Annotated in this window: 15 protein-coding genes and 1 pseudogene; 13 read left to right on the top strand and 3 right to left on the bottom strand. The window is 36.4% G+C overall.

The genetic code is table 11. The features are described 5' to 3' along the window. Positions 1–166: 166 nt before the first annotated feature. Positions 167–1,526: pseudogene (locus U8521_RS05355) on the top strand (FAD-dependent oxidoreductase). Positions 1,527–1,658: 132 nt separating this feature from the next. Here U8521_RS05355 and U8521_RS05350 read toward each other — a convergent pair. Together U8521_RS05350 and U8521_RS05345 are read right to left on the bottom strand one after the other, a co-directional pair. Next, positions 1,659–2,342: an EAL domain-containing protein gene (locus tag U8521_RS05350; RefSeq protein WP_334332234.1), complete on the bottom strand. Its 684-nt coding sequence runs from the start codon at positions 2,340–2,342 to the stop codon at positions 1,659–1,661. 62 nt (positions 2,343–2,404) lie between these two features. Beyond that, positions 2,405–2,839, bottom strand: a complete 435-nt coding sequence (locus U8521_RS05345; RefSeq protein ID WP_334332235.1) for a GNAT family N-acetyltransferase — start codon at positions 2,837–2,839, stop codon at positions 2,405–2,407. 198 nt (positions 2,840–3,037) lie between these two features. Between U8521_RS05345 and U8521_RS05340 the strand changes: the two genes are divergently transcribed. Together U8521_RS05340 and U8521_RS05335 are read left to right on the top strand one after the other, a co-directional pair. Next, complete coding sequence (locus U8521_RS05340; RefSeq protein WP_334332236.1) at positions 3,038–4,384, top strand: FAD-dependent oxidoreductase; 1,347 nt, start codon at positions 3,038–3,040, stop codon at positions 4,382–4,384. Positions 4,385–5,188: 804 nt separating this feature from the next. Beyond that, on the top strand, positions 5,189–6,292 hold the full coding sequence (locus U8521_RS05335; protein WP_334352094.1) for a GGDEF domain-containing protein: 1,104 nt from the start codon (positions 5,189–5,191) through the stop codon (positions 6,290–6,292). Positions 6,293–6,841: 549 nt separating this feature from the next. Here the strand turns inward: U8521_RS05335 and fba are convergent. Then, positions 6,842–7,714: a class II fructose-1,6-bisphosphate aldolase gene (gene fba, locus U8521_RS05330; protein ID WP_334332238.1), complete on the bottom strand. Its 873-nt coding sequence runs from the start codon at positions 7,712–7,714 to the stop codon at positions 6,842–6,844. Positions 7,715–8,117: 403 nt separating this feature from the next. On the opposite strand from fba, the gene wecB reads away from it, so the two are divergent. The 10 genes from wecB (at position 8,118) to map (ending at position 20,223) form a co-directional block, all read left to right on the top strand. Then, positions 8,118–9,260 carry a non-hydrolyzing UDP-N-acetylglucosamine 2-epimerase gene (wecB, locus tag U8521_RS05325; protein WP_334352093.1) on the top strand — a complete coding sequence of 381 codons (1,143 nt, stop codon included), beginning with the start codon at positions 8,118–8,120 and terminating at the stop codon, positions 9,258–9,260. Between the two features lie 111 nt (positions 9,261–9,371). After that, positions 9,372–11,417 (top strand): beta-galactosidase, encoded by a 2,046-nt coding sequence (locus tag U8521_RS05320; RefSeq protein WP_334352092.1) that lies wholly within the window; start codon positions 9,372–9,374, stop codon positions 11,415–11,417. Between the two features lie 360 nt (positions 11,418–11,777). Further along, positions 11,778–13,238 (top strand): Na+/H+ antiporter NhaC family protein, encoded by a 1,461-nt coding sequence (locus U8521_RS05315; protein WP_334352165.1) that lies wholly within the window; start codon positions 11,778–11,780, stop codon positions 13,236–13,238. Then, a complete protein-coding gene (locus tag U8521_RS05310; RefSeq protein WP_334352091.1) occupies positions 13,235–14,428 on the top strand; it encodes an NAD(P)/FAD-dependent oxidoreductase in 1,194 nt (397 codons plus the stop codon). The genes U8521_RS05315 and U8521_RS05310 overlap by 4 nt, the downstream gene beginning before the upstream one ends. Before the next feature lie 11 nt (positions 14,429–14,439). Next, positions 14,440–16,248 (top strand): DUF6568 family protein, encoded by a 1,809-nt coding sequence (locus U8521_RS05305; protein WP_334332242.1) that lies wholly within the window; start codon positions 14,440–14,442, stop codon positions 16,246–16,248. A gap of 36 nt (positions 16,249–16,284) precedes the next feature. Next, entirely contained in the window at positions 16,285–16,938 is a 654-nt protein-coding gene (locus U8521_RS05300) for a Crp/Fnr family transcriptional regulator (RefSeq protein ID WP_334332243.1), read from the top strand. Positions 16,939–17,524: 586 nt separating this feature from the next. Then, positions 17,525–17,686 (top strand): helix-turn-helix transcriptional regulator, encoded by a 162-nt coding sequence (locus tag U8521_RS05295; RefSeq protein WP_334332244.1) that lies wholly within the window; start codon positions 17,525–17,527, stop codon positions 17,684–17,686. A gap of 346 nt (positions 17,687–18,032) precedes the next feature. Beyond that, a complete protein-coding gene (locus tag U8521_RS05290) occupies positions 18,033–18,488 on the top strand; it encodes a flavodoxin (protein ID WP_135371498.1) in 456 nt (151 codons plus the stop codon). 2 nt (positions 18,489–18,490) lie between these two features. Then, positions 18,491–18,952 (top strand): GtrA family protein, encoded by a 462-nt coding sequence (locus U8521_RS05285; protein ID WP_334332245.1) that lies wholly within the window; start codon positions 18,491–18,493, stop codon positions 18,950–18,952. A gap of 476 nt (positions 18,953–19,428) precedes the next feature. Beyond that, positions 19,429–20,223, top strand: coding sequence for a type I methionyl aminopeptidase (gene map / locus U8521_RS05280; protein WP_334332246.1), 795 nt, complete (start codon positions 19,429–19,431; stop codon positions 20,221–20,223). The last annotated feature ends 17 nt before the right edge of the window (positions 20,224–20,240 follow it).

The raw sequence follows: 20,240 nt of genomic DNA, 5'->3' as shown, positions 1-20,240 counted from the left end.
ATGGGAATAGGTCTTGGTGATTTTTGGTAAATTTTGAATTTTTTCGTATTATTTATCAGAAATGAGTTTATAATAAATTTATTATAAAGGAAATTATCAAAAATATATTCTATTTATCGGAATTTAGTATAAAATATTTATGATATTTGAGAGGGGAAAATAAAGGATGAAAGTAGTAGTAGTAGGCTGTACGCATGCGGGAACAGCTGCAGTAGAGCAAATTCTTCAGGAACACCCAGATACTGAAATAACAGTATACGAGCGTGATGATAATATTTCGTTCTTATCTTGTGGAATCGCTCTATATTTGGGCGGTAAAGTGAAACATTTGGAAGATATGTTTTATGCAAGCCCTAAAGATTTACAAAAACTAGGTGCCAATATCAAAATGAAACATGATGTTTTGAAAATTGATGCTAAAAATAAAACACTCATGTGTGAAAATATGAAAACGCATGAGATTATCAATGACACTTACGACAAATTGATCATGACAACTGGCTCAACAGTTGTTGTACCACCGATTATGGGGATTTCCGATTCCAGAATCTTGATGTGTAAAAACTACGCTCAAGCTCAGGCAATTTATGAAACAGCTAAAAATCATAAAAAGATTACGATTGTTGGTGGTGGATATATTAGTGTTGAACTGGCAGAAAGTTATGCTAATACAGATCACGAAGTAACTTTGATTCAATCACATGACCAAATTCTTAACCATTATATTGATAAAGATATGTCGGATAAGGTGGTCGATCTTCTTCACAAGCATGGCGTGACAGTTTATTTGAATCAAAGAGTAACTGGTTTTGACCGTGATGATAAGAAAGACAAAGTTTTGATTGAAACTAACAAAGAGGACCACGAGGCAGATCTTGTGATCGTCTGCACGGGATTTGTTGCTAATACTGATCTTTTGCGTGGTCAAGTTAAGATGGATAAGCACGGTGCCATTATTATTAATGAGTATACCCAAACTTCTAATCCTGATATTTATGCAGCTGGGGATGCTTGTACCGTTTACTTTAATCCTTCTCACGAACACGCTTATATGCCATTGGCTACTAATGCCATCAGACAAGGTGCCTTGGCCGGAAAAAAACGTTTTTGGTAATATTCAAAAATACATGGGTACTCAGGCTACATCGGCGATGGAATTGTTTGGTTACACGGTTGCTTCGACTGGTTTGACTTTACAGCATGCTTTGGAACACGGTATGAATGCAGACGTGGTTGAATTCCATGACAATTATCGTCCAGCTTACATGCCTACGACTGCTATGTTGACGATTCGTCTAGTTTACGATAAAGACAGTCGTTTGATTCTTGGTGGTCAATTGTTTAGCAAGCATGAAGTAGCTCAATCTGCTAATACTTTGTCAGTATGTATTCAAAATAAGAATACGATTGATGAATTGGCTTTTATGGATATGTTGTTCCAACCAAATTATGATAATCCGTTTAATTATTTGAACTTGGTTGCACAAATGGCCGTAGCTAAGGAACGTAAAGAAGCTAATAAATAAAAATTTTAAATAGAAAAACACCCTATTTGGATTCTTAGAACAATCTGAATAGGGTGTTTTTGTGTCATTAATATCTTTTTTGAATAACCATGGTTCTATGCAGTATAGCTAAAACCCGTTGCCTTCCACGCTCTAAAATTCGTCGTCATCAGCTTTCAACTTTAACAGTCTCGGTTTGCCGTAATAATAGCCTTGTCTTAGATTTATTCCTAATTTATTGGCTAATTGATCGTCTTTTTCATCTTCAATTCCTTCTAGAATGAAGCGTATATTTTCTTTTTCACAGATGTCTCTCCAGAAAATTACTTTACTTTCGATATCTGGGTCGCGTAATTTCTCGCCAAAGTTTTGAATCGCAAATTTTATTTCTGAGGCTAGGGGAATCATGTCTTTGATTTGATCTAGTTGATTGACGCCGGTTCCGCAGTCGTCGAGGCTGAAGTCCATACCATAATCAATAAATTCCTTTATTAAGGAAATATATTCTTCATTAGACCAATTTTGCATGGGTTTATCTTCAGTCAATTCAACAACTAATCTTAATGGACGAAGAATCTTTTGTGCTTCCAAAATGGCAGCACGTACTTCTTTGTCCATCAACTGATTGCGGTTGATATTAACGGAAACAGAACCAATTTTTAAGGATAAGATTTTGGTTGTGGCAATTAAAACTTTTGCCATAGTGTGAGAAGGAACTTCTGAGAAGTTTAGCGGAGGACGCCAGCCCTCTGGTTTCTTTTCTTTCATCAACAGCTCGTAACCAATTAATGAATTATTTACTGTGTCAAGCTGCGGTTGAATAAAATATCTGTACATATTTTGCTCCTTTGTAAAATCCAATAATCCCTCAATTGAAAATACAATCCATTTAAATAGTACTACAAGCTCAGCCTCATGTCATGATGGAGTATTCCAGCTTCACGATATTGGTCACCGACTACTTTAAAGCCTAATTGTTGGTAAAACTTTTGAGCGTGATCTTGTGCACCCAAAATGACGTAATCGAAATGTCTATTTTTTGCAAATTTAAAAATAAAGTCTAAGAGCTCTGATCCAAGGCGTTGGTGGCGAAACTCTTTTAAAACTGCGACACGTTGTATGTGAATACCATTGTCGTCAGTTACTTGAAAACGTGCAGTTGCGGCAGGTTTATCGTTTGAATATAGTGTGAAATAGGTACATTTAGCTTCATCATCATCGATTTCAATATTTTTATCGACATGTTGTTCATTGACAAAGACAGTTTCACGAATGTTTAAACTATCTTTATAAATGTCAGAATTTATATCATCAGAATATTTTATTTTGTTCATAAATTTTTCACCAAATTAAAAAAGTCAATACACTTATTATTATATTACAAATTGCGCTTACATTACGTTCGATAATTGAAATTTAAAAATTCCATTTATAGGATATTATAAAATAAATTCATTGATATAATATAACTAAGTGTTTTTTTAAGCATAATACCAAAATATTTTACTGGGTACTGTAGAGGAGGAACCGACTTGAAAGTTATAGTTGTCGGATGTACACACGCTGGAACAGCTGCGGTGGAACAAATATTAAAAAAGCATCCAGATACAGAAGTTACTGTATATGAACGTGATGATAATATTGCTTTTCTATCTTGTGGGATTGCACTTTATCTAGGGAGAATTGTAAATCGACTTGAGGATATGTTCTACGCTGATCCAACCACGCTAGAAGGATATGGAGCAAAGGTTTTCATGAAGCACAATGTTATGAAAATCGACTCTAAAAATAAAAAAATTCGAGTTCAAGATTTAACTACACAAGAAATTTTTGAGGATAGTTACGATAAGCTCATTATGACGACTGGTTCGGAAGTTGGGGTTCCACCAATCGGCGGTATGGACAATCCAAGAGTTTTATTGTGTAAAAGTTACGCACAAGCCAAAAAAATCTATGAATCTGCACTTGATTATCCAAGTATTGCTATCGTTGGTGCTGGCTATGTCGGGGTGGAATTAGCAGAAAGTTATGCTAATACGGTTCATGAAGTAACTTTAATTCAATCACGAGACACGATTTTGAATAATTATGTCGACGCACCGTTATCAGAGACAATCATTCAAAAATTAAAAGAACATGATGTCAAAGTTCAATTAGGTGAACGAGTTTCTGAAATCGATGATGGCGAACAGTTAACAATTAAGACTAAAGCTGGTCATGAGTTCAAGGCTGACTTAGTTATCGTCTGCACAGGATTCTTTGCCAATACTGATTTGCTCAGAGGACAGGTTCAAATGGATGGTTACGGAGCAATTTTGGTCAATGACTATATGCAAACGTCTGATCCTGATATTTATGCTGCTGGAGATTCTACTGCTGTTAAATTTAATCCAACCGGCGAAATGAAGTATATTCCTTTAGCCTCAAGTGCAGTTCGTCAAGGTACTCTGGCCGGAATGAATGTCTTTGGCAAAGTTCGTAAGTATATGGGTACACAGGCTACTACAGCAATGGGTATCTTTGGTTATACTTTAGCCGAAACGGGCTTGACTTTGAAAAAAGCTTTGGCCAATGGTTTAAATGCCGATTGTGTCACATACCACGATTACTATCGCCCAGAGTATATGCCAACGACTGATATGTTGACGATTTATTTGATATACGATAAGGATACAAGAAAAGTTTTAGGGGCTCAGCTCTTCAGTAAACATGAAGTAGCCCAATCAGCCAATGCCATTTCAATCTGTATTCAAAATGAGAATACGATTGACGATTTGGCATATGTTGATATGTTGTTCCAACCAAATTATGATAATCCATTTAATTATTTGAATTTGGTTGCTCAGATGGCAATTGATAAAGAAGATAATGAGAAATAAAATATAGAATTTGTTCTATTGGGTGGATGGTAAAGTATGCCGTCCTCCACAAAAAACTCGATTTTGGGCTGGAACGTGGTGGGCCGACTTGGAGCCAATTTCAAAAATCGGAAATTGTCTTCAAGCTCGACCTTATTCTAAGCAATAAATTGCTAAGAATAATTTCACCACTGAGCCCAAATCGAGTTTTTTGTTCCGGACTAAATTGTGGTTCTATGAGTTATTTTCTTCTAATGCTACGGAAATAATTGTCACGCATTTTGATTTTCGTATGATAATTTAAAGAATAAAATAGTAATGAAATTAAAAAAAATGTGCTAATAGAAATTCTACCAGTACAACTTTTTTGACCTGAAATAAGGAATAAAACTTCATTATTTATCTTCTATAGAGTTAACTAAGTAAGAAAAGAATCTATCCAGACCATAAAGAAATTACGCACAAACTTAAAATAGAAGGGGCACCCACCTTAGAATTCACAGGAAAAACTGCAAAAATGTGAAATTTAGTCTGGAGCAACAGCGTTTTCCAGAGCTTTTGCGGAAGACGGCATCTTAATCCCCCCGAAAACTAAAGAAAAACAACTATCAAAAATAACTCCTATTCAAAACAATTATATTTACTAAACGAATATTTAATAGTACTTCTAACAATGCTAAACTAAACTTAGGAATTTAATAAGTAAGTGGAGATGGATTCTTGGGTAATTTAGCAGAAATAATCCGAATTTGCTTCAGCACAAATGCGCTTATGACAGGTTTTGTTACGATAGGTTTAATTACAATCATAACTTATATAGCGTTTATGTTAGAACGAAAAATCAGTGAATCATCACCATTTTGGCAGAAAGTTTCAATTAACATTGCTGAAATAATGTTACTATTGATAGCTGTTTTAATCATCAACCTAGTTTTCCGAAGTCTAAGTAATGGAACGACAGTAGAATTAGGTGGATTATTAGCGAATGCTGAATTGACGATTCTTTTTTATGGTTTGTTTATTTTTAACAATCGTTTAATTGTTTTAATAAATATCTTGTTGCCATTTATTTATCATCCGTCGTTTGATATTGCCCGAATGATGGGGCCGAATTGGTGGTTGTTCATCATTGCTTATTTGGCCTTAGTGATCGTAATTGATTATCTGTATGGTCATAAAGATGAGCTGATCGTTTACAATTATCGGTATTTATCCTCTCAACTATTGTTTGGAATTTGCTGGTGGACGATTCTGTGGATTGATTATCGTTTTCCAGTTGCTGATATTATTGGAATGTTGATTTTATTTGAAATTTATATGTTGGTCGTACGAATTATTGAACAAAAAATGAGCCAGTATATGCATGCTTATACTGATTTAGAAGTCAAAGTTAACTATGATGCTTTGACCGGAGTTAGGAATCGCGCCAATTTCAATAAAATGTCTAAAGATGAGTTTGAAAAATTTGTTGATAATCCTAAACCAATGTCGATTTTGATGTTTGATATTGATCACTTCAAGGAATTCAATGACCATTACGGCCATGAGATCGGTGATGAAGTTTTGCGTCACGTTTCCCATATTGTTGAACGTGAATTACACGTTGGTAAGACTAACGGTTTACTTTTCCGGTACGGTGGGGAAGAGTTCATAATTTTATTGCCAAATAAGGATGTTGACCAAGCGAGTCAGATAATTAATCGAATCGACCGAACGTTGAAAGATATGCCACTCTTTATTCAAGGAAATCGACTAGATGTCACACTTTGTTTTGGTGTCACGCAACAGAAAAAAGATGATCATTCGTTTGATGATATTTTTAAACGAGTTGACGAATATTTGTATGAATCAAAAAGAAATGGTAGAAATAAAATGACTATCGAAGGTGAGACCTTGAATTATGGTCAAGTCATCAAAAAAAGCAGTTAGGCGGGGAACCTAACTGCTTTTTTTATGTACAGTTGATTGTCGATAGGAGTTGAAATTAATAAGAGTCATCGGATGATGGGTATCTGACAACTGGGGAGATCAATTTGGTCTGGGAGTTAAATTCTTGGGCAAATTTAAGAAATGAGTGCTCCTATCTAGTAATTGGGAGTTACAACAATCAACTAAGTATCTAGAATAAGCATCTAGTCATAGATTGGTATATTTGTTTTTTCTATACGGGAGGCGATCGGTAGACTTAAAACCTATTCCAGATTTTAAAGTTACTATATCAAAGCCCCTCCTTTCTATGTTAGCGCTTTCTTTATTTGGTACAAACACAGTGTAGCAGAAACTTGTGAATACTACAATATATAAGTCTGTCTATATTCATTTGGAATACGGTTGAGTGATTGGTAGACAAGGAGTATAGCACTATTTTATTTTTAAATTTGTCATTTATTATTAAAATATAAATTTCACAAGTGAAAAAGAGCACAAAAAAAACGGGGACTATTGTCCTCGTTTTTTGAATTTAATTTTTCAATTAAATTAAGCGTTGATTGATGGAGTACCAAACCACTTGATACGTTCGATTGTTGTATCAGTGATAGCCTTTGCACCAGGTGCAAGCAATTTACGTGGGTCATAACCCTTTTCATCAACATCCAAGTCTTTCTTAGCTTCGATGTATTCACGTGTTGCTTTAGCGAATGCAAGTTGTAATTCAGTATTAACGTTAACCTTTGAGATACCCATTGAAACAGCCTTGATGATTTGTTCCTTAGGAATACCTGAACCACCATGCAATACAAGTGGTGTGTCGATAACATCAGCTAATTCCTTAAGACGGTCAAAGCTTAGACCCTTCCAGTTTGATGGGTAAACACCATGAATGTTACCAATACCAACAGCTAGGTAGTCAACACCAGTAGCAGCAAGTGTCTTAGCTTCTTCAACATCAGCAAGTTCACCTAAACCAACGATACCATCTTCAGTACCACCGATTGAACCAACTTCAGCTTCAACAGACATGTTCTTAGCATGAGCTAACTTAACGATTTCCTTTGTCTTTTCAAGGTTTTCTTCGAAAGGTAGATCATGTCCATCGAACATAACTGAGTTATATCCAACTTCGATACATTCCTTAGCAGCTTCATAGTTACCATGATCCAAGTGCATAACAACTGGAACTGTGATACCCATGTTCTTGATTGTGTCTTGTACTAGGTGTAGACATAGTTCGTATCCACCCATGTACTTAGCAGCACCCATTGATGTTTGAACCAAGATAGGTGTTTGTGTTTCTTGGGCAGCAGCTAAAATTGAGCGTGTCCATTCCAAGTCGTTGATGTTGAATGCACCAACAGCATACTTGCCTTTACGGGCGTTATTGAAAATTTCGTTACCGTTTGTTAAAACCATCGATAAACCTCCATAAAAATTCATTTTCGAATACATTGATAATTCTAACTCAAAACGAGAAAAATTAATACTTTTTTTAACAAACTATTTCTGTAAACCGCCTATCTGAGATGAAAATAGATGTAAAACGCTATCATATAAAGGATTATCAAGCAGAATAAAATAAGCCACCAATATTTTTTACTGCTGGATTTGATAAAAGTATTATAAATTGCAATTACTAGAAAAAAGGCAATCAAAGTTGTTAGAATACTTAAAATTATTAAAATTGGAAAGTTAATCATCATAGTTATATTATACGCAAAAGCTTTCAGAAAATAACGTCTAATTAAGCATTTGCGGCTGCCTATATTAATAAAGGCATTTTTGGTATACTATAGGTAATTTTATTGAGGTGATAATTTTGGACAAAATTAAAGTTATGACAGTATTTGGTACTAGACCAGAAGCTATTAAGATGGCACCTTTAGTACTCAAATTAAAGCAAAATAGTGACCGTTTTGAAACTGTAACTGTAGTTACAGCACAACATCGGGAAATGCTCGATTCAGTTTTGGAAATCTTCAAGATCAAACCAGACTATGATTTAAATATCATGAAAGAACGCCAAACTTTAAGTGGTATCACTGGTTTAGTACTCAAAGAATTGGACAGCATCATTGAAAAAGAAAAACCTGATATCGTACTAGTTCATGGAGATACCACAACAACCTTCAGTGCTGCATTGTCGGCCTTTTACCATCAAACACGTATTGGTCACGTTGAAGCTGGCCTCAGAACATGGAACAAGTATTCACCATGGCCTGAAGAGATGAATCGTCAAATGACCGATGATTTAACAGATCTTTACTTTGCTCCAACCGATGAAAGTAAAGCTAATTTGTTAAAGGAAAATCATCATAGTGAAAATATTTATGTAACAGGTAACACAGCTATTGATGCTTTGAGAAGTACAGTCCATCAAGATTATCATCACGATATTTTAGATGTGATCGACCCAGATAAAAAGATGATTTTGATTACAATGCATCGTCGTGAAAACCAAGGTGAACCGATGAAACAAGTTTTCCATGCGATGAGAAAAGTTGTTGCTAAACACGATGATATTGAACTAGTTTATCCAGTTCATTTGAATCCAGTTGTTCAAGAAACAGCTAAAGAAATTTTAGGTGGAGTTGATCGTATTCACTTGATCGAACCGCTAGACGTAGTTGATTTCCACAACTTAGCTTCTAGAAGTTACTTCATCATGACCGATTCCGGTGGTGTTCAAGAAGAAGCTCCATCATTAGGAAAACCAGTTTTAGTTTTACGTGATACAACTGAACGTCCTGAAGGTGTAGAAGCTGGAACTTTGAAGTTGGTCGGAACAGATGCCGAAGTAGTCGAAAAAGAAATGACACGTTTAATTACAGACAAGGCTGAATACGATCGGATGGCAAATGCTAAGAATCCATACGGTGACGGAAAAGCTTCCGAAAGAATTCTCGATGCAATGAGTTATTATTTCAAACAAACAGACAAGAAACCTGACGAATTCAAATAAAAAATAGATAAATGAAAAATCTTCTCAATTCCAGTGGAATTGGGAAGATTTTTTTGTCCGTTACACTTTATAATGAATCTATAAGCAAAAAGCGCTTTCAAGGGGGAGAATATGGAAAAAGAATTAAACGTTAATGAATTTTTGTATGGCGGAGATTACAGTCCAGAGCAATGGTTGAATGAGCCGGGAATTATCGATAAAGATTTTGCAATTTTTAAGGATGCTGCTATCAATACAGTTACAGTCGGAATTTTTTCATGGGCAAAACTAGAACCAAGTGAAGGACATTTTGATTTTTCATGGTTAGATGATATTTTTGATCGTGTTGAAAAAATGAATGGTCACATTATTTTGGCAACTCCTAGTGGAGCACGTCCAGCCTGGCTTTCTCAGAAATATCCTGAAGTTATTAGAACTGATTCAAATGGAGTTAGAGGTCAATTTGGTGGTCGTCACAATCATTGTTACACTTCACCAATTTATCGACAAAAAGTTCAAGAAATCAATCAAAAATTAGCGGAACATTTTGGAAAAAGAAGCAGTCTAGTTATGTGGCACATTTCCAATGAATACTCAGGAGCTTGCTATTGCAACCTTTGCCAACAAGCCTTTCGTGACTGGTTAAAAGCTAAATATCAGACACTAGACAATTTGAATCACGCCTGGTGGAACACTTTTTGGAGTCACAACTATAGCGACTGGTCTCAAATAGTTGCACCAGGCCCCCACAGTGAGGAAGGCAATAAAGGATTGAATTTAGATTGGAAACGCTTTGAAACTGCCCAAACAATCTCCTTTATCGAAAACGAAATAGCGCCGCTCAGAGAAATCACGCCACAAATTCCAGTTACGACTAATTTGATGTCAGGTAACCCGAAAATGGACGTGTTCAGCGATTTAAACTATCAAGAAATTGCTAAGCATTTGGATTTAGTATCGTGGGATTCATATCCAGCTTGGGGCAATGATACACAGTCGACCCAAAATTTAGGGATGAAAGTCGGCTTTTTGCATGATTTCTTCCGCAGTTTAAAGCACCAAAACTTTTTGATTATGGAGAATACACCTTCACGAGTAAATTGGCATAACGTCAACCGAGCCAAGCGACTGGGTCAAAACGAACTATCCAGTCTACAAGATCTTGCCCACGGAGCTGATTCAGTTTTGTATTTCCAAATGCGAGCTTCAAGAGGGAACTCAGAGATGTTTCACGGAGCAGTGATTGAACATCGTCATCCGACCGAAAATCGAACTTATCAAGAAGTTAAAAAAGTTGGGCAAGATTTAATAACCCTGAAATCACTATTCCCATCACGCTATCAACAAGCCAAAGTAGCTTTTGTTTTTAGTTACGATAACTATTGGGCTTTAAATGATGCCGAAAGTTATGCAAAAGATAAGAAAATTTGGCAAGAATATCAAAAACATTATCAATTCTTCTATGAACGAGATATCCCCGTCGACTTTGTGTCACCAACTGATGATTTTTCACAATATCAATTGTTGATCGACCCGATGCATTTCATGATGAGCCAAAAGTATATGCTGAAATTACGTGATTTCGTCAAAAATGGCGGTCAAGTTGTAGGAACATTCATTAGCGGTGTGGTAGATGAGAATGGACTAGCGTACATGGATGAATGGCCAAAACCATTACAGGAAATCTATGGTATTGATCCACTAGAAACTGACGTTTTGTATCCTACACAAAATTATGAGATTGATTACGACGGTAATAATTATCAAGTGAAGGACTATTGTGAACATCTCAAGTTAGTAGGCGCCAAAGGTGTAGCCGAATATCAAAGTGATATCTTTAAAGAAACTCCAGTAATTACTAGTCACCAACTAGATAAAGGAGTTGGCTATTATTTAGGAGCCCGTGGGAATAAAGAATTGTTAACAGCTTTTTATGAAAAAATTATCAAAAGATTAGGATTAAAACCGATTTTACCAATTGAGAAATTATCAACCAAAATCTCGATACAAGAAAGAGATGACAAGCACAATCGATATCTCTTTGTTCAAAACTTTAGTGGCAAAACGGATCAAATTGTTCTAAAGGAGAAACTATTTGAGTTATTAAGTCAAAAAGAAGAACAAAATTTAATTAATATTTCAGCGTATGGTAGCAAAGTTTATCAGATAGAAAAATAAAATTCAGGGGGAGTGAAGTTTGTTGACCCGAGCTGAATTATGGACCGATGGGTAATTTTAGGATTAACAACTTAAGGTCTTTCTTGGTACTTTAAATTAAAAAAATAGCATCTATTTTTCAGAGTGAAGTAAGTTTCGCAGACTGGAGAATGGGTGTTTTTTTTGTTCTCAATTAGGATGAATGTTCAATTTGAAATTGAAATGGAAGTAGTTACCAAAAAGGTAAATTTTGAACTTTTTTTGCAAAGTGTTAGAAAGATAACATTCTTTTTAGTTAAAAGCTGGTAGATTAAATTGTGAAGAAGATAACAATAATCAAAGATTTATTTCTGAATGAAAAGAGGGAACGGATCAGTGAAAATGACAGAGGATGGTGAAAAGAAATACGAACTAGAATTTTACGGTGGTAGAAAAATGGGCATGATTCCTATCATTGTCTACATTATTATCAGTGCCGGATTAGCAATCTTCTTTCAGGTCTATTCAATGAAAGGCTTAGTTTTCGCTTCATTAATAGGATTATTCTTAGCATTTTTCTTTGTGAAAAAGAAGTCAAAATACTGGAAAACTATTATTGGTGGGTTAGCACAATTTGGTAATTCTAAGTTGATATTTACTTTTATTTTAATTGGAATTTTTACCAAATTACTGACAGTCGGCAATATCGGTAGTGGTTTCGTTTGGCTGAGTACTAAATTAAGTATTACCGGTGGTGCTTTCGTTGTCTTTACCTTTATCGCTTCAACGATTATCTCAATGGGTACTGGAGCTCCAATTGCGGCAGTTTTTGCGGTTGTACCAATTTTTTACCCACCAGGGATCATGTTAGGAGCAAAAGCGTCAGTCTTAGTTGGGGCAATTTTAAGTGGAGTCTTCTTTGGAGATGCAATGTCGCCAAGTTCTCAAGTTATCAACACGACAATTGATACTCAACATGATGCGAAAACTCATCAACCAGCAGTGCTGCGAGAAGTCATGAAAGAAAGAAGTCCATATTTAATTGCAATTGCTTTAGTAAGTGCAGTGATGTTTTACATGTTTGGAGCTAATGGAACTGAAGTTAGTGAGCAACAATTATTGCAAGTTGCACAAAGTTCTGATGGTAAAGGACTGATCATGTTAGTTCCAGTCGCAATTTTACTGATTATCAGTTTTATTAAACAGGATTTATTTTTAGGGTTATCTTTTGCAACCGTGATTGGATTGATCATGGGAGTTGTTTTTGGAAACTTTCAAGCCAGTGATATTTTTATGATTGGCAAAAATCAAGAATTAACTGGAATTTTAATGGATGGAACTTACAGTATGACCGATATTATTATTTCTTCCATTCTGTTATTTGGAATGATTGCCGTGGCAGTCGATTCTGGTTGTTTAGATTTATTATGTGATTGGATTTTGAGTAAGAAGGCTATTCAGACTAAAGTCGGTGCGGAATTGGTTTTAGTTTTGAGTATCGCCGTGATCAATATTCTCTTATCCGGCTGTGTATTACCAGCGATTCTTTTGTTTGGAGGAGTAGCCGATAAGATTGGTCAAAGTGTTGATATTTCAGCTAATAAACGTTCCTATTTATTAACTGGAATGGCGACAACCTTTACAGCGATTGTTCCAATCAATAGTGCTTTCGTTATGGGTTCGATGACCTTAATTAGTCAGATGAACGTAAGCGGTGCCACAAATATATCGATAAATCCATTTGAAATCTTTGCATCAAGTTACTATTGTCTGTTATTAACGGTTGTTTGTTTCTTCTGGGTTTTCAAACACAACCAAGAGAGTAGTACGAAGAAAGTTAATTTTGAGGAGGTGAGCGCATGACCGAAGAATTATTAGATACCATCATTGTTGGTGGAGGCCCTGGCGGGTTAACAGCAGCAATCTACGCCGGTCGCGCGGAATTGAAAACTTTATTGATTGAAAAAGGTGGTTACGGGGGACGAATTACCGAAACTGCTGAGGTGAAAAATTATCCAGGAGTTAAATTGGATTCCGGACAGCATCTGATGCAAGAATTCAAAGAACACGCTCAGAGTAATGATTCAGTTTCATTGAAGCGGACCACTGTTACTGGCATTAAGCAAGTTGATGATGGTTTTATCGTTTCAACCAAGCGGAGGGGGGATTTTCACAGTAAAACAGTAATTTTAGATTTAGGAACCGTGCCAAGAGAATTGAATATTCCTGGTGAAAAAGAATTTGCTGGTCAAGGAGTTTCTTATTGTGCAACTTGCGATGCCGAATTTTTCAAAAATCAAGAAATTTTCGTTGTTGGTGCAGGTGACCAAGCGATTGAAGAATCGGAATACTTAGCTAAATTTGCTAAGAAAGTCAATATCGTCGTGCTCCACGATCCAGGGGTCCTTGACTGTAATGAAGTTGCCGCCAGAAATATCAAGCGTAATCCCAAGGTCAACTTCATCTGGGATTCAACTTTGAACGCAATTGAGGGTAGTGACAAAGTTGAGAAAGTTCAGGTTAAGAACGTCAATACCGGTGAAATTACTGAGCATCAAACTAGCGGAGTCTTCTTCTTTATCGGCATGTCGCCACAGACGGATATGGTAGCTGATTTGGCTAAACGAGATTCGCGTGGATACATTTGTGTCAATAACAAACAAGAGACTAGTGTTCCTGGACTATATGCCATTGGCGATTGCACTGACAACTTCTTGAAACAAGTTATCACAGCTTGCGGCGATGGAGCTCGAGCCTTAGTGGCAGCACAACGTTTTATTTCTGAGGAAACGCAATTACACAATATTTTGGATGAGCCAGATACTAAAGTGGCATTTGTTTTCTATGATCCATATCAAGATGGTGATATCGATTTAGCCAGTGAATTTGAAAAAGAATTGCCAGACTATAAAGTTTACAAACAAGATATTTCCAGACAATCATTACTCTTTAAGAAAATGGGCTTAAAGAAGACGGTTTGTGCAGCTTTATTTGAAAATGGTTCATCAAAAGTTATCGAAGATATTTCAAAATTAAAATTAGTTAAAAATTAGGAGTGATTATAATGGGTCAACCAACAGTATTTCCACATGGAACAACAATTTATAAACCAGATAAATGTTTTAACGGATATACGATCGTTCCGTTAATTAATGATGGTATTTTACTTTTTGATATGAACGGTAATGAAGTTAGACGCTGGAAGATGCAAGGAATGCCACCAAAACTCTTAAAAGGCGGCTATGTCATGGGTAGTTCTGGTTTCAGACACCCTGACTATGGTATGCAAGATGGTGTTAACTTAACTGAAATTGACTATGACGGTAATATCGTTTGGCAGTTCGATAAATTCGAAAAGATCGACGATCCAGGACGTGACCATCGTTGGATGTCTAGAAGTCACCACGATTTCCAAAGAGAAGGTAATCCAGTAGGTTACTATGTTCCCGGACAAGAAGCAAAACCTCTTGAAGGTAACACCTTGATTTTGGCTCACCAGACGATTCATAATCCAGAAATTTCTGACAAGAAACTTTTGGATGATGTGATGTATGAAGTTGACTGGGAAGGTAATATTGTTTGGAAATGGTCACTAAGTGAACACTTCGACGAATTAGGCTTTGACGAAGCTGCTAAGAATGTTTTGTTTAGAGATCCTAATATGCGTTCGTCTGACGGTGGTGTCGGTGACTACATGCATGTCAATTGCATGAGCTATCTTGGACCTAATAAGTGGTACGATGCTGGGGATGAGAGATTCAAACCAACTAATATTATTTTTGACAGTCGTGAAGCTAATATCTTAGCTATCCTCGATAAGGATACTGGTCATCTAGTTTGGAAGATCGGACCTGACTTTAACGCTACACCAGAACTTAGAAAACTCGGTTGGATCGTTGGTCAACACCACTTCCACATGATTCCAAAAGGCTTACCTGGTGAAGGTAACTTGATGGTCTTTGATAATGGTGGCTGGGCCGGATATGGTACTCCAAATCCATCTTCAAAGATTGGTAGCAAGAATGCAACTCGTGATTACAGTCGTGTTATCGAATTTGATCCAACAACTCTAAAAGTTGTTTGGGAAGTAACACCAAAAGACTTTGGCAATGCTATTCCAGTCGATGCAAGTAAGTTCTACAGTCCATACGTTTCATCGGCTCAACGTTTGCCAAATGGTAATACTTTGATCGATGAAGGTTCCGACGGTCGTTTGATTGAAATCACTAAGGAAAAGGAAATCGTTTGGGAGTGGATTTCACCATACTATACACATTCTGACCCAGGACAACCTAAGAACAACATGATTTATCGTGCCTATCGTTATCCATATGACTATGTTCCACAAGAACCAACACCTAAAGAAGTCGCTATTGAACCAATCGACAATACAACTTATCGTGTTCCTGGCGCTGGTAAATTTGGTGCTAAGAAAGTCATTGATGTTGAAGGTACATTGCCATATTACAAAGATGTTGCTTTGTGTGTTGCTACTGATGATGAAGAAGATGTTGTTAACAAAGAAAAAGTCTTTGATGTTGATAAGGACTTCTTCAAACCTTTGACAATCGATACGTTTGATTCAGCAGTTGAAAAGAGTGACAAACCAAATCTAGTCTTGTTTGGAGCTGAGAGATGCGTTCACTGCAAAGCTTTGCATCCAGTACTAGAAGAAGCTTTGAAGGAAGACTTCAAGGATAAATTCAATATTTATTACGTTGACGTTGATGCCAATACGAAACTAGCTGAAAGAAACAAAATTGCCGGAATTCCAGTAGTTGTCATCTTCGATAAAGGTGAGGAATTACAAAGATTCCATGGTGAAAGAGATTACGATGATGTTTGTGATTTCTTGGACGATGCTTTAAAGTAAAGTTAATTAAGATTGCGTGATGGGAGGAAAAAAGTTTTGGAAAAATCGGATTTTATCAACGGAATTTTGCACCATCCTTTGGTTGAAAACAATTATCGTATTGAAAGTTACAAGAGAAATACGATCATCCGCACACCTGGAACTCTGATCACGCATGTCGGCATCGTTATGGATGGCTATCTGAAGGCTATCAGCTATTCGAAATATGGCAAAGAAATGTGCGGTTCAATCTTTGGTCCCAACAGCATCATCTTGGAATATCTCTATTTATCGGGTGATATGTATTACACGTACAATCTAGCCTCAATCAACAACTGCAAAATTTGCTGGCTGCCAATTGAAACTTTCTCAAAAATTGTTCTCGACGACAAGAAATTCTCCAAAATTTATATTCAACAATTAGCGCAACGAGGTCTGGAAAATCAACGTTTGATTGCTTGTTTAGGTTATAAGACGGTTCGAGAAAGAATTGCCTACTGGATTTTAAGCGACGGTGTCTTATCAACTGAAGAAGGGCCTAATTTAAAAGTTGAATTTCCGGTTTCTCAAGAAGCATTCTCAGAAATTTTGCATGTCACTCGATCCTCCTTGAATCAAGAGTTACACAAGATGAGTAGTGAAGGGTTCTTCCAAATAAGCCGCAATGTTTTGACGCATATTGATAAAGAGAAGTTGGTTTCAGAAATATAAAGAGTGATGGTCTGTGAAGTATGCCGCTCTTCGCAACAAACTCGATTTTGGGCTGGAACGTGGTGGGCCGACTTGGAGCCAATTTCAAAAACCGAAAATTGTCTTCAAACTCGACCTTATTCTAAACAATAAATTGCTAAGAATAATTTCACCACTGAGCCCAAATCGAGTTTGTTGCTCCGGGCTGAATAGTGAATCTATGATTTAATGGATTTCTAATGTTTTAGTAATAACTGTTCTGTTTGTAGTGTTCCTGTAACCATTTGTAGTGTTCCTGTAACCATTTGTAGTGTTCCTGTAACCATTTAATATAAAAAATACAGTATCTATTTTTATGGTGAACGAAGTAAATTTCGTCGACTGGAAATAGATACTGTTTTTTGTTTGTAGGAAATTAAAGAAACTGAATTCACTTGGATATGCAACCAGGGAAATCTTGATGGATAAGGATTTCTTTTAAAATTTGTTAAGTGGTATTGCGCAAATTGTAATTACATTTTGACTTTTGAATTCGAGATTTTGCTTGTATATAACGGCGTTATATAAGAGTCTAAGAGTAGATAACAAATACAAGGGGAAAGACAAGATGAGTGAACTAGCAACGAACTTAAAAAAGTATCGAACAGAAATGAATCTTACTCAAGATGATTTGGCAAAGGAATTGTTCATAACACGTCAATCGGTATCTAAGTATTGGTTGTCAATTGCCATTGTTATAGTTGTTGTGTCAATGTTTTTAGGACAATAAGATTGAATTTGACCAACCTTTTCTATAGAATTTTTTAAGCAAGAAATCCTTACTAGCAATATTTTTCTTAATATCGCAATATAACCTCATTATCTTTGAATTAGAGAACTAAAGAAAATAAAAAATAGAACTAGAATCTATTCTGGAGTACAAGTCCTGTGATGGCTCAGCGTCGGCCGGGTTCCAGTCCATCACGGGACTTGTGCGGAAGACGACATCTAACCACCACCCAAACTACAATGCCAACTCCAACTCTTTTTCCAAAATTAGAACTTTCTTTAATAAGTTGGTTGGGAATATTAATTTTTGCTATAATACTTAAAGATTAAATAATGAGGCGACAATTATGACAAAAGTAAAAATTGTCTATGCCAGTATTACTGGTAATGACGAAGATATCGCTTACGTTTTGACCGAGAAATTTGAGGATTTAGGTTGCGACGTTGATATGAGTGAAGTTTCTCAAACTGATGCATCTGATTTTGAAGATAGTGATATTTGTATCGTTGCAAGTTATACCTATGATGAAGGCGTGGTTCCAGATGAAGCCTTGGACTTTTACGACGATATGCAAGACCTTGATTTAAGCGGCAAGGTGTATGGCGTGTGTGGATCAGGCGATACTTTCTATGAAGATTTCTGTCGAGCAGTTGAAGAATTTGGTAAAGTTTTTGAACAAGTCGATGCTACTCGTGGTGCAGAACCAGTCAAAATCGAACTCGACCCTGATCAAGAAGATATCGACAATCTCGATGAATTCGCTGACCAAATTTACAAAAAGGCACAAGAAATGGATCTATAAAAATGAACTTCTTAAAAAAATATCGTAATTTTGGAGTTTATTGCCTTTTCGGATTCCTAGCATCGCTTTTGAACATCGGAATCTTTGATTTAGCACACAACGATTTCCACATCCCCTTGTGGATTGCCAACACAATTGCTTGGTTCATCTCGAATTTCTTTTCATTTTTCGTAACCAAGTTGTATGTTTTTAAATCAGCAATGGAAAACTTCAAGAAAATGTTGAAAGAGGGAGTATTTTTCCTAGTGTCACGCATATTTTCATTGGTCTTTGATGACATCTTCATGATCGTGGCAGTTTTCATCTTTCCATGGAACAACCTAATCATCAAGGCCATCGACCAATTGATCGTGGGACTGTTTAATTACTTCTCATCCAAATTAATTTTCAATTACCAAAACCGTCATTTAATTGAGCGGTTAAAAAATCTAAAAGCAAAAAGAAAAAGCCGGAATGAAATCTAATTCGTTCTGGCTTTTTGTGTGGTAGGATACCATGTTCTATTTAGAATTCGGTTCCAAATTTGGCTTAGCTTTTTTCCCTTCATAATTTAATTGTAAAGAATAGAAATTTTATTCCAAATCTCCAAGACTGTTTTCTAACATAGTGTGACACCAATTAAAAATCCATTCCTATAAAAATAAGAACATAGGTTAATCACAATAGAACAACTATATCTAAAAGAATGGAAATCAAATAACCCATAGATCCGATATTCAGCACCGGAGCAACAAAGCTGATGGGCTCAGATGTGAAATTATTCTTAGCAATTTATTGCTTAGAATAAGGTCGAGCTTTGAGATTTTTCCGGGCTTGAAAAAGCTCAAAGTCGGCCCACATCGCTCCAGCCCAATCAGCTTTGTTGCGGAGGGCGGCATACTACACCCCCAACAATGTTATAATAAAAATAACTTTATTTTTTGAAGGGACATGTTAAATAGTGATCACATTAAAATCTGCAAGAGAAATCGAAGGAATGCGTAAGTCTGGAGAATTGCTTGCAAATACTCATATTGGTTTGCGAGACATTATCAAACCAGGAATTTCTTCAATGGAAATCGAAAATTTTGCTAACGACTATATCGTATCTCACGGTGGCCGTCCATCAGAAAAAGGCTTTGAAGGCTATAAATACGCAACTTGTGTCTGCGTTAACGATGAAGTTGCTCATGGAATTCCCCGTAAGAACCTAATTTTAAAGAGCGGCGACGTTTTGAAAGTCGATATGACAGTTAATCTCAATGGTTATGAAAGTGATTCTTGCTGGACTTATGCAGTCGGAGATCTTTCAGCCGAGGATAAAAAGTTGATGGAAGTAACTCACAAAGCACTTTATTTAGGTATCGATCAAGCAGTTGTCGGCAATCGCCTTGGTGATATCGGTTATGCCATTCAACATTACGTCGAAGACGAGAATCATATGGGTGACGTTCGTGATTTGATTGGACACGGAATCCAACCAAGTATGCATGAAGCTCCAAACGTACCACATTACGGTGAACCAGGCCAAGGCTTGCGTTTGCGTGAAGGTATGACGATCACAATTGAACCAATGGTCAATTTAGGAACTTGGGAAATCAAAGATAAGTTTGTGAAAGCTGACGGCTGGGAATACTTTGTCTCTGCCGACGGAACTGATTCAGCGCAATATGAACATACCATTGCCATTACCAAAGATGGTCCTAAGATTTTGACTTCACAAGATCCTGAATATGACGCAAAATACTTACTATAAAAAATGGTGTAGAGAAT

It is taken from the genome of Companilactobacillus miaonis (assembly GCF_036913615.1).
Classification (GTDB): domain Bacteria; phylum Bacillota; class Bacilli; order Lactobacillales; family Lactobacillaceae; genus Companilactobacillus.
This window is presented reverse-complemented; position numbering and strand designations above follow the sequence as displayed.